This is a genomic window from Streptomyces griseorubiginosus (assembly GCF_017614965.1).
GTDB lineage: Bacteria > Actinomycetota > Actinomycetes > Streptomycetales > Streptomycetaceae > Streptomyces > Streptomyces griseorubiginosus_B.
In genome coordinates, this window is record NZ_WVUG01000056.1 from 1 (window position 1) to 13170 (window position 13170).

Annotated in this window: 15 protein-coding genes and 1 pseudogene; 10 read left to right on the forward strand and 6 right to left on the reverse strand. The window is 72.4% G+C overall.

What is annotated here, in order from left to right:
• Positions 1-377, reverse strand: a pseudogene (locus GRC12_RS13745) (nucleopolyhedrovirus P10 family protein); the annotation flags it as partial.
• An 88-nt stretch (positions 378-465) separates the two neighbouring features.
• Between GRC12_RS13745 and GRC12_RS13750 the strand changes: the two are divergent.
• The 5 genes from GRC12_RS13750 to amaP are packed head-to-tail and all read left to right on the forward strand — an operon-like array spanning position 466 to position 2788.
• Positions 466-963, forward strand: a complete 498-nt coding sequence (locus GRC12_RS13750) for an Asp23/Gls24 family envelope stress response protein (RefSeq protein WP_208779521.1) — start codon at positions 466-468, stop codon at positions 961-963.
• 37 nt (positions 964-1000) lie between these two features.
• Positions 1001-1186, forward strand: coding sequence for a hypothetical protein (locus GRC12_RS13755; RefSeq protein WP_208779522.1), 186 nt, complete (start codon positions 1001-1003; stop codon positions 1184-1186).
• On the forward strand, positions 1183-1566 hold the full coding sequence (locus GRC12_RS13760; RefSeq protein WP_208779523.1) for a hypothetical protein: 384 nt from the start codon (positions 1183-1185) through the stop codon (positions 1564-1566). Before GRC12_RS13755 ends, GRC12_RS13760 begins: the two co-directional genes overlap by 4 nt.
• A complete protein-coding gene (locus tag GRC12_RS13765; protein ID WP_208779524.1) occupies positions 1563-2204 on the forward strand; it encodes a DUF6286 domain-containing protein in 642 nt (213 codons plus the stop codon). Before GRC12_RS13760 ends, GRC12_RS13765 begins: the two co-directional genes overlap by 4 nt.
• Entirely contained in the window at positions 2201-2788 is a 588-nt protein-coding gene (gene amaP, locus GRC12_RS13770; protein WP_208779525.1) for an alkaline shock response membrane anchor protein AmaP, read from the forward strand. The genes GRC12_RS13765 and amaP overlap by 4 nt, the downstream gene beginning before the upstream one ends.
• A 346-nt stretch (positions 2789-3134) precedes the next feature.
• Here the strand turns inward: amaP and GRC12_RS13775 are convergent, their stop codons facing one another.
• The 5 genes from GRC12_RS13775 to GRC12_RS13795 form a co-directional block, all read right to left on the reverse strand.
• Complete coding sequence (locus tag GRC12_RS13775) at positions 3135-3890, reverse strand: SDR family oxidoreductase (protein ID WP_208779526.1); 756 nt, start codon at positions 3888-3890, stop codon at positions 3135-3137.
• 5 nt (positions 3891-3895) lie between these two features.
• Positions 3896-5683, reverse strand: a complete 1788-nt coding sequence (locus tag GRC12_RS13780; protein WP_208779527.1) for a glycoside hydrolase family 15 protein — start codon at positions 5681-5683, stop codon at positions 3896-3898.
• A 71-nt stretch (positions 5684-5754) separates the two neighbouring features.
• Positions 5755-6546 carry an SURF1 family cytochrome oxidase biogenesis protein gene (locus GRC12_RS13785; protein ID WP_208779528.1) on the reverse strand — a complete coding sequence of 264 codons (792 nt, stop codon included), beginning with the start codon at positions 6544-6546 and terminating at the stop codon, positions 5755-5757.
• 49 nt (positions 6547-6595) lie between these two features.
• On the reverse strand, positions 6596-6829 hold the full coding sequence (locus tag GRC12_RS13790; protein WP_208779529.1) for a hypothetical protein: 234 nt from the start codon (positions 6827-6829) through the stop codon (positions 6596-6598).
• 80 nt (positions 6830-6909) lie between these two features.
• Entirely contained in the window at positions 6910-7893 is a 984-nt protein-coding gene (locus tag GRC12_RS13795; RefSeq protein WP_208779530.1) for a DEDDh family exonuclease, read from the reverse strand.
• A gap of 173 nt (positions 7894-8066) precedes the next feature.
• Here GRC12_RS13795 and GRC12_RS13800 point away from each other — a divergent pair, with 173 nt between their 5' ends.
• The 5 genes from GRC12_RS13800 to GRC12_RS13820 all read left to right on the forward strand — a co-directional run bounded on the left by GRC12_RS13800 (position 8067) and on the right by GRC12_RS13820 (position 13070).
• Positions 8067-8876 carry an acetoacetate decarboxylase family protein gene (locus tag GRC12_RS13800; RefSeq protein ID WP_208779531.1) on the forward strand — a complete coding sequence of 270 codons (810 nt, stop codon included), beginning with the start codon at positions 8067-8069 and terminating at the stop codon, positions 8874-8876.
• A complete protein-coding gene (locus GRC12_RS13805; protein ID WP_208779532.1) occupies positions 8876-9760 on the forward strand; it encodes an SDR family NAD(P)-dependent oxidoreductase in 885 nt (294 codons plus the stop codon). Before GRC12_RS13800 ends, GRC12_RS13805 begins: the two co-directional genes overlap by 1 nt.
• Positions 9761-9770: 10 nt before the next feature.
• On the forward strand, positions 9771-11054 hold the full coding sequence (locus GRC12_RS13810) for an amidohydrolase family protein (RefSeq protein ID WP_208779533.1): 1284 nt from the start codon (positions 9771-9773) through the stop codon (positions 11052-11054).
• Positions 11051-12277, forward strand: coding sequence for an amidohydrolase family protein (locus GRC12_RS13815; RefSeq protein WP_208779534.1), 1227 nt, complete (start codon positions 11051-11053; stop codon positions 12275-12277). Before GRC12_RS13810 ends, GRC12_RS13815 begins: the two co-directional genes overlap by 4 nt.
• A 79-nt stretch (positions 12278-12356) precedes the next feature.
• Positions 12357-13070 carry a VIT1/CCC1 transporter family protein gene (locus GRC12_RS13820; RefSeq protein ID WP_208779535.1) on the forward strand — a complete coding sequence of 238 codons (714 nt, stop codon included), beginning with the start codon at positions 12357-12359 and terminating at the stop codon, positions 13068-13070.
• The last annotated feature ends 100 nt before the right edge of the window (positions 13071-13170 follow it).

A 13170-nucleotide genomic window follows, 5' to 3' on the forward strand; every position in this document is an offset into this window, starting at 1 on the left:
ACCTGGAGGTCCACCTCCGTCACCGTCAGCCCCAGCAGGTGCGTCGCCGTCGTCGCGAGTGTCGTGCGGAGGAGGGTCGCCGTCGCCGGCAGTGGTTCGGCCGTCGTCGCCGCGAAGTCCGCCGTGATCCGCAGCGGTCCCGGGGGCAGGGCGCTCGGTGGGGGTGGCACGACGGGAGCCTGCGCGTCCTCCGGGTCCGTCAGGGCGATGCGGAGGACGTCCAGCCGTACCCCGGACAGACCGGCGGCCGCATGCCGCAGTACCGCCGCGGCCGCCTCCTCCGCGATCCACGCGCCGTCCCCCGGCTCCCCGAGCGGCAGGATCCTGCCCACCCCCAGCCGGTGCCGTACCGTCCGAGCCCATCCGTCCGCGGTCATTCCTCCAGCCTGCCGCATCTCCGGCGCGCCCCGCGGCAACCCCACTTACCGTGGTCACAGGAAGACGAACCGAAAGGGACGTACGGCGATGACCGACATGACGGAGCAGAACCGGACGAGGACCCCCACGGGCGAGAAGGACCTACCCGAGACCCCGGGGACACGCAGGGCGCAGGCGACACGGCGCGGCGGAGGAGACCCCGGCACCCGCGGCCGTACGACGATCGCCGACGGGGTCGTGGAGAAGATCGCCGGGCTGGCCGCCCGGGACGTGCTCGGCGTCCACGCCCTCGGCAGCGGACTCAGCCGCACCTTCGGCGCCGTGCGCGACCGCGTGCCCGGCGGCTCGAAGTCGGTGACCCGCGGCGTGAAGGCCGAGGTCGGCGAGGTACAGACGGCGCTCGACCTGGAGATCGTCGTCGACTACGGCGTCTCGATCGCCGACGTCGCCCGCGCCGTCCGCGAGAACGTCATCGCGGCCGTGGAGCGGATGACCGGCCTCGAGGTGGTCGAGGTCAACATCGCGGTGAGCGACGTGAAGCTGCCGGAGGAAGAGGACGAGGAGCCGGAGCCCCGGATCCAGTGACCGACCGGCCTGTGGACGACCGTGAGGGGAGCACACGATGAGCATGGCCGTGGTCGGCATGATCGCCGGGATGGCGCTGGGCTTCGCCGGCTACTTCGGCGGCTTCGGGGCCTTCCTGCTGGTGGCCGCCCTGGGCGCCATCGGCTTCGTCGCGGGCCGGTTCCTGGAGGGGGACCTGGAACTCGGCGACTTCTTCCGCTCCCGTGACGACCGCCGGCGGTGACGGGCGTGAGCGACGGCGTCGGTGAACTGGGCAGAGCCCCGACCGCCGTCGCGCCGGGGGAGCGCGGCGCGACCAGGATCGCCGACCGGGTCGTCTCGAAGATCGCCGCCGAGGCGGCCCGCGAGGCGCTCGCCGACCAGTCGGACGAGGCGTCACACCCCTACGCGACGGTCGTCGTCCACCACCGCACCGCCCACATCCGTCTCCATCTCGAACTCGACTATCCCTGCGACATCGGCGCCCGGTGCGCGGATGTGCGTCGACATGTCGCTTCCCGGGTACGCGCTTTGGTGGGCATGGAGGTGCCGGAGGTCGCCGTCCACGTGGAGCGGCTGCATCTGACCCCGGCGCACGGCGCGGCACAGGGGAGGACGCGATGAGCGAGCCCCAGGGCTCGGAGGGCACCACACAACGACTGCCGGTCATCGAGCGGGCACCGGAGGCACCACCGCCCCCGGTCGTCGGCGACCACGGCCCCGAGGGCCGCTTCTGGTCCGCGCGCCGCGTCCCCGCGGCCGTCGTGGCGCTGCTGGTCCTCGCCGTCGCGGGCCTGTTCCTGTACGACGTCGCGGCCGTACGGGCGCACCGGCCCGCGATGGCCTGGCGCCGCGGACTGGCCCACCAGCTCGCGCACCGCCCCCTCGACGACACCTGGGTCCTCCTCGGTGCCTCGGTCGCCGCCGCTGTCGGCGTCTGGCTGATCGTGCTGGCGGCCACGCCCGGACTGCGCGGCGTCCTGCCGATGCGGCGCGTCCACCCCGACGTCCACGCCGGACTGCACCGGGAGGCCGCGGCCCTGGTGCTGCGCGACCGTGCCATGGAGATCGCCGGCGTCCAGTCGGCGCGGGTCAGGGTGGGCCGCTCGCGGGCCGAGGTCCGCGCCGTCTCGCACTTCCGCGAACTGGACGAGGTACAGGAGGACCTGGAGGCCGCGCTGGGTGCCGCGATCAACGGCATGGGGCTCTCGCGTCCGCCCACGCTGCATGTCCATGTACGGCGCCTCGGGCGGAAGGGGTGAGGGCGGTGCTGAGGATCGTCAACCGTGTACTGATCGGGGTCGTGGGCCTCGCCCTGCTGGCCCTGGGCGGCTCCGTCCTGGCCGTCGGGCTGGGCGCGAACCCGCCGGCCTGGTGGATCCACGACGGCCGCCACGACGTCCTGCTGAGCGACGCCGAGCGCACCCGCTGGGAGGGCCACGGCTGGTGGTGGCCGACGGTGCTCGGCGCCCTCGCCGTCCTCGTCCTGCTCGCCCTGTGGTGGCTGGCCGCGGTGCTGCGCCGGCGCAGGCTGGGGGAGGTCCTGGTGGACACCGGCGACAGCGAGGGGGCCCTGCTGCGGGGCCGGGCCCTGGAGGGCGTCCTGGCGAACGAGGCCGCGGAGCCGGACGGCGTCGCCCACGCCCACGCCCACCTCACCGGCCGCCGCACGGCCCCGCAGGCCCGCGTCCAGCTCCTCCTGGAGCCGCACGTGGACCCCTCCTGGGCCCTCCACCACCTGACGACCCGGGCCCTGACCCACGCCCGGGACTCGGCGGCCCTGACCGCCCTCCCGGCGGAGGTCCGGCTGAAGGCCGTCAAGCACCGTGCCGAGAGGGTCAGTTGAGTGGCGGAAGCCCTCAGGAGCCGTTGCCGCGTTCCGGTCCTGGGTTTGGCCTGCACCACCTGTCGGCCCGGGCCCGGACCTACGCCCGTGGCTCGGCGGCCTTGGTCGCCCTCCCGGCGGAGGTCCGGTTGAAGGCCGTCAAGTACCGTGCGGAGAGGGTCAGTTGAGTGGCGGAAGCCCTCAGGAGCCGTTGCCGCGTTCCGGTCCTGGGTTTGGCCTGCACCACCTGACGACCGGGCCCGGACCTACGCCCGTGGCTCGGCGGCCTTGGTCGCCCTCCCGGCGGAGGTCCGGTTGAAGGCCGTCAAGCACCGTGCGGAGAGGGTCAGTTGAGTGGCGGAAGCCCTCAGAAGCCGTGCCGCATTCCGCCGTCCACGGGAAGCATGACGCCCGTCAGATAGGACGCGGCGGGCGACAGCAGGAACGCCGCCGCCCGTCCGAACTCCTCCGGCGTGCCGTAACGCCGCAGCGGGATACGGGACTCGTGCGCGGCCCGCGTGGCCTCCGGGTCCGCGGACATCCCGTCCAGCTCGCGCACCCGGTCCGTGTCGATGCGGGAGGGGAGCAGGCCCACGACCCGGATGCCCCGCGGCCCGAGCTCGTCCGCGAGGGACTTGGCGAAACCGGCGAGACCGGGCCGCAGCCCGTTGGAGATCGTCAGCCCCGGAATCGGCTCGTACACCGACGCCGACAGCACGAACCCGATGACACCCCCGGCCTCCAGCTCCGCGGACGCCGCCCGGGCCAGCCGCACCGCCCCGAGGAAGACCGACTCGAACGCCGTCCGCCACTGCTCGTCCGTGTTGTCGGCGACGAACCCCGGAGCGGGCCCGCCCACGCTCACCAGAACGCCGTCGAACCGCCCGAACCGCTCCCGCGCCACCGCGATCAGCCGCGCGGCCGCCTCCGGATCGGCGTTGTCGACGGCCACCCCCACGGCGTCGGGCCCCAGTTCGGCCGCCGCGTCGGCGGCCCGCTTCTCGTCCCTGCCGGTCAGCACCACCTTCGCCCCGTCGGCGACAAGCTCCCGCGCCGCCGCGTTGCCGAGGCCCCGCGTGGCTCCCGTGACGACGTACACCCGGTCCTTCAGTCCAAGATCCATGGCCCCTATCCTGCCTCGCCCGTGCCGAACAGGGCGAGGGCGGTGTTCACCAGACCGACGTGACTGAAGGCCTGCGGGACGTTGCCGAGCTGGCGGCGGGCCACGGGGTCGTACTCCTCGGACAGCAGCCCCACGTCGTTGCAGAGCCCCACCAGCCGCTCGAACAGCTCGCGCGCCTCCTCGGTGCGGCCCGTCATCTGCAGCGCGTCCGCCAGCCAGAACGAGCACACCAGGAACGTGCCCTCGTCACCGGGCAGCCCGTCGACGGTCGTCTCGTCCAGGCTGTAGCGGCGCAGGAAGCCGTGGTGCTCCAGGTCCTCGCGGATCGCGTCGATCGTGCCGAGCACCCGTGGATCCTCCGGCGGCAGGAAGCCCACGCGCGGGATGAGCAGCAGCGCCGCGTCGAGTTCGCGCGAGCCGTAGGACTGCGTGAAGGTGTTCCGCTCCCTGTCGAAGCCCTTCTCGCACACCTCCCGGTGCACCTCGTCGCGCAGCGCGCGCCAGCCGTCGAGGTCGCCGTCCAGCCCGGGGTTCTCCTCCAGGGTGCGCACGGCCCGGTCGGCGGCCACCCACACCATGACCTTCGAGTGCACGAAGTGCCGCCGGCCGCCGCGCACCTCCCACAGCCCCTCGTCCGGCTGCCGCCACTCGTCCCGCAGCCAGTCCATCAGAGCCACCTGGATCGCCCACATGTGCGGCCTGGTCGACAGCCCCGAGCTCCGGGCCAGGTACAGCGAGTCCATGACCTCGCCGTACACGTCCAGCTGGAGCTGGGTGTAGGCGTCGTTGCCGATCCGCACGGGTGTGGAGCCGGCGAAGCCGGACAGCCACGGCAGCTCGACCTCGGGCAGCCGCCGCTCGCCCGCGAGACCGTACATGATCTGCAGGTCGGCCGGGTCGCCGGCCACCGCGCGCAGCAGCCAGTCGCGCCAGGCCTCGGCCTCCTCGCGGTAGCCCGCGGACAGTCCAACGTTCAGCGTGAGGGTCGAGTCGCGCAGCCAGCAGTAGCGGTAGTCCCAGTTGCGGACGCCGCCCACCTCCTCCGGGAGCGAGGTGGTGGCGGCGGCCACGATGCCGCCGGTGGGACGGTAGGTGAGGGCCTTGAGGGTGATCAGGGAGCGGACGACGGTGTCGCGGTGCGGGCCGTCGTAACGGCAGCGCCCCGCCCACTCCCGCCAGTCGCGGACGCTGGTGCGCAGGGCCTTGTGCGGGTTGATGCGCGGCGGAGGCGACTCGTACGAGGGGTGCCAGCCGAGTACGAACGCGACCTGCCCGCCCTCCTCGACGGTGAACTCGGAGTGCGTGCCGAAGTCCTCACCCCAGGTGTGCACGTCCGGTTCGCTGCGCAGCCACACCGCGTCCGGGCCGGCGACGGCCACCCGCTCCTCGCCGGACCGGTGCACCCAGGGCACGATCGAGCCGTAGTCGAAGCGCAGGCGCAGGGTGCTGCGGACGGTCACCCGGCCGCCGAGGCCCTCCACGATGCGGACGAGGTGGGGGGTGCGGTCCCGCTCGGGCATGAAGTCGGTGACGCGGACCGCGCCCTCGCCGGTCTCCCACTCCGTGTCGAGGACGAGGGTGTCGTGCCGGTAGGCGCGCCGGGTGCAGGGTCCCTCGGCGTCCTTGGGGGCGATGCGCCAGTGACCGTTGTCCTCGTCGCCGAGCAGCCTGGCGAAGCAGGCCGCGGAGTCGAAGCGGGGCAGGCACAGCCAGTCGACGGAGCCGTCGAGGCCGACCAGTGCGGCCGTCTGTTCGTCGCCGATCAGGGCGTAGTCCTCGATACGCGGGTGCACGCTGTGCGGGTTCCCGGCGGCGTCGGCCGACAATCAAGGGCTGACCCGGGCGGGTGAGCCGGGCCGGTGCCTCACACGGAGGCCGGTTCGGCCTCCGTCTCGGACTCCTTCGCCGCCTCGGCCCGGTCCCGGCGCTCACGCTTGACCAGCACCCACCAGCCGTAGGGGACACCGGCCGCGAACAGCCACCACTGGATCATGTACGCGTAGTTCAGCGGGGCGTCTTCCTTGCCCGGGTCGGAGATCTGCTCCGGGGTGTCGCCCTTCGGATCGGGAGCCGTCTGCTGGATGTAGCCGCCGAGCACCTCGGCGCCGAGACGGCGGGCCTGCTCCTCGCTGTTGATCAGCATGATCTGGCGGGGCGGCAGCCCCTTGAGGTCCTTGATGCCGCTGGCCGCGGTCGTCTCGTCGGGCATCAGCCGCCCGGAGATCGTCACCGTGCCGGCGGGCGGCGCGGGCACCTTGGGGAACGTGGTCTGGCTCGGCCCGTCGGAGGGGATCCAGCCCCGGTTGACCAGCAGCACCTTGCCGTCGGTGAGCACGAACGGGGTCAGGACGTGGTAGCCGACCTCGTCGTCGGAGTTGGTGCGGCGGCGGACGACGACCTCGTCCCTGGTGTCGAAGTGACCTTTCGCCGTGACCGTGCGGTAGCGGTCGTGCCTGGTCACGGTGTGTCCCGGCGAGGTCAGCTCCTCGGCCGGCACCGGCTTGGCGTGCAGCGCGTCGGAGACCAGCTGGTTGCGGGCGCTGCGCTCCTCGTAGCGGTGCATCTGCCAGATGCCCAGCCTGATCATCGTGGGGATGAGCAGCAGGGCGACCAGCGTGAGGATCACCCACTGCCGGGTCAACAGGAAGCGGTACACCCCACGACCGTACAACTCGGTCGTGGGGCGCACGCACGCGGGTGGCGGGTCACACCTTGTCGACGATCCCCGTCTTCCCGGCCTCGCGGGCGCAGTGGGCACCGCAGAACCACTGGTTCCCGACCTCGACGCCCTGCCCGATGATCTGCACCCGGCAGTGCTCGCAGACGGGGGCCATGCGATGGATCGCACAGGAGAAGCAGTCGAACACATGGACGGCGCCCTGTGCGTGCACCTCGAAGGTCATTCCGTAGTCATTGCCGCAAACTTCGCATTTCGCCATGCGCCACAGGGTGAGCCGCCACCGCCGTGGGGGCGAGTCGGCGGTGGGCGAGTCGCCGCGCAATCACCCGTCCGTACGGGTCACCCGTCGGCCGGCGCCACATCGCGCAGCAGCTGCCCGAAGGCCGCCTCGTCCACCACCGGGGTCCCGTACTGCCGTGCCTTGACGACCTTCGAGGTGCCCGAGTCCGGGTCGTTCGTGACGAGCAGGCTGGTCAGCCGGGAGATGCTGGTCGCGACATGCAGCCCCGCCTCGACCGCGCGGTCCTCCAGGAGGTCCCGCTCGACGGAGGTGTCCCCGGAGAACGCCACCCGCATGCCCTGTTTGAGTGGTTTGCCGTCCTCGTACCGGCCCGGGTTGGGGTAGGGGCAGGCGGGCCGTTTGCGCGAGGGGCGCCAACTCGTCGGCCGGTATCCGCCGTAGCCACCCGGCTGGCGCGGCACCGGGCTGTCGCTCCACTCCGTCAGCGGGCGGCACTCCAGCAACGGCAGCCGTACGCCGCCCGCCGCCGCTGCCGCCAGGCTCGGCCGGAACACCTCCGCCAGCACCCGCGCGTCGTCCAGCGCGTGGTGCGCCCGGCGCTGCACCACGCCGAAATGGGCGGCCAGTGTCTCCAGCTTGTGGTTGGGCAGCGGCAGGCCCAGCTCCTTGGACAGGGCGATGGTGCACAGCCGCTGACGGACCGGCGCCTCACGCCGCGAGCGTGCGTACTCCCGCGCGATCATCTGCCAGTCGAAGACCGCGTTGTGCGCGACGAGCACCCGGCCCTCCAGCCGGTCCGCGAACTCCCCGGCGATGTCCGTGAACAGGGGAGCCCCTTCGAGCATCTCGCTCGTCAGACCGTGGATCCACACCGGGCCCGGGTCCCGCTCGGGGTTGACCGTCGTGTACCAGTGGTCCTCGACCTCGCCGCGCGCGTCCAGCTGGTAGACGGCCGCGGAGATGATCCGGTCGTCCCGGGCCAGGCCGGTGGTCTCCACGTCAACGACCGCGTATCCCTGCGGATACGCGGCCGGCCACGCCGTGGGGGAGGGCGCTGCGGTCGTCGTAGGGTCTTCGAGCATGGTCACTGAGGATACGGGCCGCCACTGACACTCCCTTCCGTCAGGTGCCCTGCCCCACAAGCCCGTTCGAATGTCCGGAATGCCCCGCGCGCGGCTATGGACCTTTTCACCGCCCGGTGCAAGCGTGCCTCCCGCCCGGCGTGTGACCCCTCGACGGAAGGGCGGTACGGCGTATGGCACGCGTACGGTACGGCGCACGGACCGAGGCGGAGATCGCCGCGGCGCGGACGGCGAGCGCGAGACTTCCCGACATCTGGTCCACCGGTGTGGTGGCCCTGTGGGAGACCGACCCGGACGCCCTGGCCGCGGTGCTGCCACCGCCGCTGAAACCCACCGGCCGGCCGCTGGTCCGGGTGAACATCAGCAAGGTCGACCTGCCCGGATACCCGCTCGGCGCGGGCTCGTTCGCGGTCGCCGCGAGCCACGGCGGCGTCGATGGCTGGTACCCGCTCGTGATGCCGATGACCCATGAGCGGGCCCTGACCGGCGGCCGTGAGGTCTTCGGGGAGCCGAAGAAGCTGGGCGAGGTGAGGGTCGACCGGGACGGGTCCGCGGTGCGGGCGTGGATGGCCCGGCACGACATCGCCTTCGTGGAGGTGCGCGGCCGGGTCGGCGAGACGCTGCCCCCGCCGGAGCCCAGCCGCAAGACCGACTTCTACTTCAAGTTCCTTCCCGCGGTGGACGGTTCGGGCTTCGACGCCGACCCGGTGCTCGTGCACTGCGTACGCCACGAGAAGGTGCGCCGGCTGGAACGCGTGACCGGGGACGTCGTCCTGCGCGACTCGATGTACGACCCGGTGGCCGACCTCCCGGTCCTCGGGCTCCTCGACATCACCATCGGCGAGAAGACCAGCGACCAGCGCGGCAAGGTCGTCGAGCGGGTCGGCGGCGAGGCGCTGCTGCCGTACGTCCACCAGCGCTACGACGATCCGCGGCAGGTCCACGACGCGCCGCCGGAGAACCCCGAGGGGAGCGTCGCCTGATGGAGCTCCAGGCAGGCCAGGTCGCCGTCGTCACCGGCGCGGCGAGCGGGATCGGGCTCGCGATGGCCCGGCGGTTCGCGGCGGAGGGGCTGAAGGTGGTCCTCGCGGACGTCGAGGAGAGCGCGCTGGAGAAGGCCGCCGCGGATCTGCGGGCCGCCGGCGCGGAGGTGCACGCGCGCGTGGTGGACGTCGGCGAGCGCCAACAGGTGCTCGACCTCGCCGAGTCGGCGTACGACACGTACGGCGCGGTCCATCTGCTGTGCAACAACGCCGGGGTCGGCTCGGGTGCCGAGGGCCGGATGTGGGAGCACGAACCGAACGACTGGAAGTGGGCGTTCTCCGTCAACGTGTGGGGCGTCTTCCACGGGATCCAGGCGTTCGTTCCACGGATGATCGACTCCGGTCAACCCGGTCATGTCGTCAACACGTCCTCCGGTGACGGCGGCATCGCCCCACTGCCCACCGCCTCGGTGTACGCCGTCACCAAGGCGGCCGTCGTCACCATGACCGAGTCCCTGTACGCCCACCTGCGGGCGGAGCACGCGCGCGTGGGCGCCTCGGTGCTCTTCCCCGGACCGCACATGCTGCGCACCGGACTGTGGGAGTCGCATCGCAACCGTCCCGAGCGGTACGCGAAGGAGCGGCCGCGCAGAACCCCCTACCGCAGCCTCGACCAGTGGGAGACCGCGATGCGGGCGGCGGGCAAGGAGGTCCGCTTCACGCCCGTGGAGGAGGTCGCGGAGTTCGTCGTCGAGGGCGTCCGCGCCGACCGCTTCTGGCTGCTGCCGCCGAGCGAGCACAGCGACGCCCAGATCCGCGCGCGGGCCGGGGCCATGCTCGACCGCACGAACCCGTCGTACCTGGAGAGCTTCATCCTGGACTGAGGAGGCCGATGTGACCGACCAGGAGCCGTATCTGATCATCTCCTCCGACTGCCATGCCGGGCTGCCCACCGAGGAGTACCGGCCCTATCTGGACAGCCGGTTCCACCGGGACTTCGACGAGTTCCTCGCCGGGCGCGAACGCCGTCGCGAGGAGATGACCCGGCTCGGCATCCGCAACGACGCGTTCGCGGCCAAGTGGTTCCAGGACAACGAGGAGGGCCTGCGCGGCGGTTGGGACACCGCCCAGCGGCTCAAGGAGCTCGACGGCGACGGGGTGGCCGCCGAGGTGGTCTTCCCCGACGCGGACGCCGTCGACAGCCGGACCGCCGCACCCTTCGGAGTGGGCCTCGGCCTGTCCGGCGACCACGACCCGGAGCTCGGCATGGCGGGCGCGCAGGCGCACAACCGCTGGCTCGCGGACTTCGTGTCGGAGAACCCCGAACGGCACTGCGGAGTCGCCCTGTTGCCCGTCACGGCCGAGGTGACGAAGGTGGTCGCCGAGATCCACCGGGCCAGGGAGTCGGGGCTCGGCGCGCTGATGATCCCCGCGCTGTGGGGCGACAAAGAGCCCTACCACGACCGCCGTTACGACCCCGTGTGGGCGGCCGCGGCCGAGTGCGGCATGCCGGTGCTGACCCACTCCGGCTCGGCCCCGCGCCACGAGTACGGCGACCATCTCGGCATCTTCGTCAGCGAGGTGACCTGGTGGCCGGCCCGCCCCCTGTGGTTCCTGCTCTGGTCCGGGGTCTTCGAACGCCATCCCGGCCTCAGGTTCGGGGTCGCGGAGTCGGGCTGCTGGTGGCTGCCGAACCTGCTGTGGTTCATGGACCGCCTCTACCTGGGCGCGCACGGCGGCAAGAAGCTCTCCCCCTTCGAGGAGCTGAAGCGGCCGCCGAGCGAGTACCTCGACCGCCAGGTCTTCGTCTGCGCGACCAACACCAAACGCCGCGAGCTCGCCCAGCGCTACGAGATCGGCGTCGACAACATCCTCTGGGGCAGCGACTTCCCGCACCCCGAGGGCACCTGGCCCGACACACGCGCGTGGCTGCGCCGGACCTTCCACGACATCCCGGTCGCCGAGACGCGCCGCATGCTCGGCCTCGCGGCCGCCGAGGTCTTCGGCTTCGACGTGGCGGGGCTGACCCCGCTGGCCCGGCGCATCGGCCCCACCCCGGCCGACCTCGGCCAGCCGGACGACCAGGAGGCCGTGGAGGCGTCCTGGGCGCGCTCGCGCGAGGTGGGCCGGCACTGGCTGACCGACCATGACTTCCCGACCCTGGGGGTGACGCGGTGAACGACCGGTACACGGTCATCTCGGCCGACTGCCACGCGGGAGCCGACCTCCTCGACTACAAGCCCTACCTGGAGAAGCGCTACCACGACGAGTTCGACGTGTGGGCGGCGACCTACGTCAACCCCTACGAGGACCTGCTCGCCGACGCCGCCGACCAGAACTGGAACTCCGAGCGGCGCCTCGCGGAGCTGGAGCAGGACGGCATCGTCGCCGAGGTGATCTTCCCCAACACCATCCCGCCGTTCTTCCCGTCCGGCTCCCTGATGGCGCCCGCCCCGACCGCAGAGGAGTTCGAGCGGCGCTGGGCCGGACTGCGCGCCCACAACCGCTGGCTCGCGGACTTCTGCGCGGCGGCACCGGGCCGGCGCGCGGGCGTCTTCCAGATCCTCCTGGGTGACGTCGAAGCTGCCGTCAAGGAGATCAGGCGAGCCACTGAGGCGGGCCTCAAGGGTGGCCTGATGCTCCCCGGCACCCCACCCGGCTCCGGACTGCCGGAGCTCTACTCGCAGGCGTACGACCCCATCTGGGCCGTCTGCGAGGAACTGGACGTGCCCGTCAACCACCACGCCGGGTCGGCGTCCCCGCCGCTCGGCGACGAACCGGCCGCCCGCGCGGTCTTCATGGTGGAGACGACCTGGTTCTCCCACCGTGCCCTGTGGCACCTGGTCTTCGGCGGCGCCTTCCGTCGTCATCCGGACCTGAAACTCGTCCTCACCGAGCAGGGCTCGGGCTGGATCCCGGGCGTGCTCGACATGCTGGACTACTACCACGGCCGTCTCATCGCCGCCGCGACCAAGGCGTCAACGGCGGAGTCCAAGTTCGGCGCGGGCCTCGCCGCCCGCATGGGCAAACCGCCCTCCGAGGTCTGGCGCGACAACTGCTACGTCGGCGCCAGCTTCATGCGGCCCCACGAGGTGCCGCTGCGGGACCGCATCGGCGTCGACAAGATCATGTGGGGCAGCGACTACCCGCACGACGAGGGCACCTACCCCTACACGCGCGAGGGCCTGCGCTTCGCCTTCCCGGGCGTCCCCCGGGAGGACCTGACCGCGATCCTGGGCGGCAACGCGGCCCGCGTGTACGGCTTCGACCTGGACCTGCTGGACCCCGTCGCGGCGAAGGTGGGCCCGACGGTGGAGGAGATCGCGGAACCCCTGCCGGAACCCCCGGAGGACGCGACCAGCCCGCTGTTCGCGAAGGGGGCTTCGGTACGGGTGTGGTGAGGGGCCGGCGCGCGGGAGGGCCGCGGCTCCGTGAGCGTCGGTGCGCGTGGGAGTGTCGGCCGGGTGGCATCCTCCCGGTGTGAGCGAAGCGACGCACGGCGGTGAGGCCCATGGGGGCGCACTGGGGCAGCGGCTGAACTGGCTGCGGGCGGCGGTGCTCGGCGCCAACGACGGCATCGTCTCCACCGCCGGACTGGTCGTCGGTGTGGCCGGCGCGACCGACAACCGTTCCGCGCTCCTCACCGCCGGGCTCGCGGGGCTGCTCGCCGGGTCGATGTCGATGGCCGCGGGCGAGTACGTCTCCGTGTCCACCCAGCGCGACTCCGAGGTGGCCGCCCTGGCGATGGAGAAGCGGGAGCTGCGGGAGCAGCCGGAGGCGGAGCTGGAGGAACTGACGCAACTGCTCGAGGAGCGCGGCCTGTCCCGCGAGGTCGCCCGGGAGGCCGCCGGACAGCTGACGGAACGGGACGCGCTCAGGGCGCACGCGCGCGTGGAGCTCGGCATTGACCCCGACGAGCTGACGAACCCCTGGCACGCGGCGTGGGCGAGCTTCTTCGCGTTCACGGTGGGCGCGCTGCTGCCCCTGCTCGCGATCGTGCTGCCGCCCGCCGGCTGGCGGGTGTGGATCACCGTGGTCTCGGTCCTGGCCGCCCTCGTCCTCACCGGCTGGAGCAGCGCCCGCCTGGGCGCCGCGGAACCGGGCCGCGCCGTCCTGCGGAACGTGGTGGGCGGCGCGCTGGCGATGGGCGTCACGTACGCGGCGGGGGCGCTGCTCGGCGCCGCCGGGGTCTAGCGCACAAGGCTCCCGTGTCGCACACCCATTGGCGGAGATCACCAAGAAGCAAGCGCGTACCCCGGGAAATACTTGTGGGTAACAACGTCTAGCCGCGGCC

What these genes read in the sequence shown, in the direction of transcription:
- GRC12_RS13800 (WP_208779531.1), top strand. Translation starts at nt 8,067, where the DNA reads ATGGCACGCGTACGGTACGGCGCACGGACCGAGGCGGAGATCGCCGCG.
- GRC12_RS13805 (WP_208779532.1), top strand. Translation starts at nt 8,876, where the DNA reads ATGGAGCTCCAGGCAGGCCAGGTCGCCGTCGTCACCGGCGCGGCGAGC.
- GRC12_RS13795 (WP_208779530.1), bottom strand. Translation starts at nt 7,893, where the DNA reads ATGCTCGAAGACCCTACGACGACCGCAGCGCCCTCCCCCACGGCGTGG.
- GRC12_RS13775 (WP_208779526.1), bottom strand. Translation starts at nt 3,890, where the DNA reads ATGGATCTTGGACTGAAGGACCGGGTGTACGTCGTCACGGGAGCCACG.
- GRC12_RS13750 (WP_208779521.1), top strand. Translation starts at nt 466, where the DNA reads ATGACCGACATGACGGAGCAGAACCGGACGAGGACCCCCACGGGCGAG.
- GRC12_RS13790 (WP_208779529.1), bottom strand. Translation starts at nt 6,829, where the DNA reads ATGGCGAAATGCGAAGTTTGCGGCAATGACTACGGAATGACCTTCGAG.
- GRC12_RS13755 (WP_208779522.1), top strand. Translation starts at nt 1,001, where the DNA reads ATGAGCATGGCCGTGGTCGGCATGATCGCCGGGATGGCGCTGGGCTTC.
- GRC12_RS13765 (WP_208779524.1), top strand. Translation starts at nt 1,563, where the DNA reads ATGAGCGAGCCCCAGGGCTCGGAGGGCACCACACAACGACTGCCGGTC.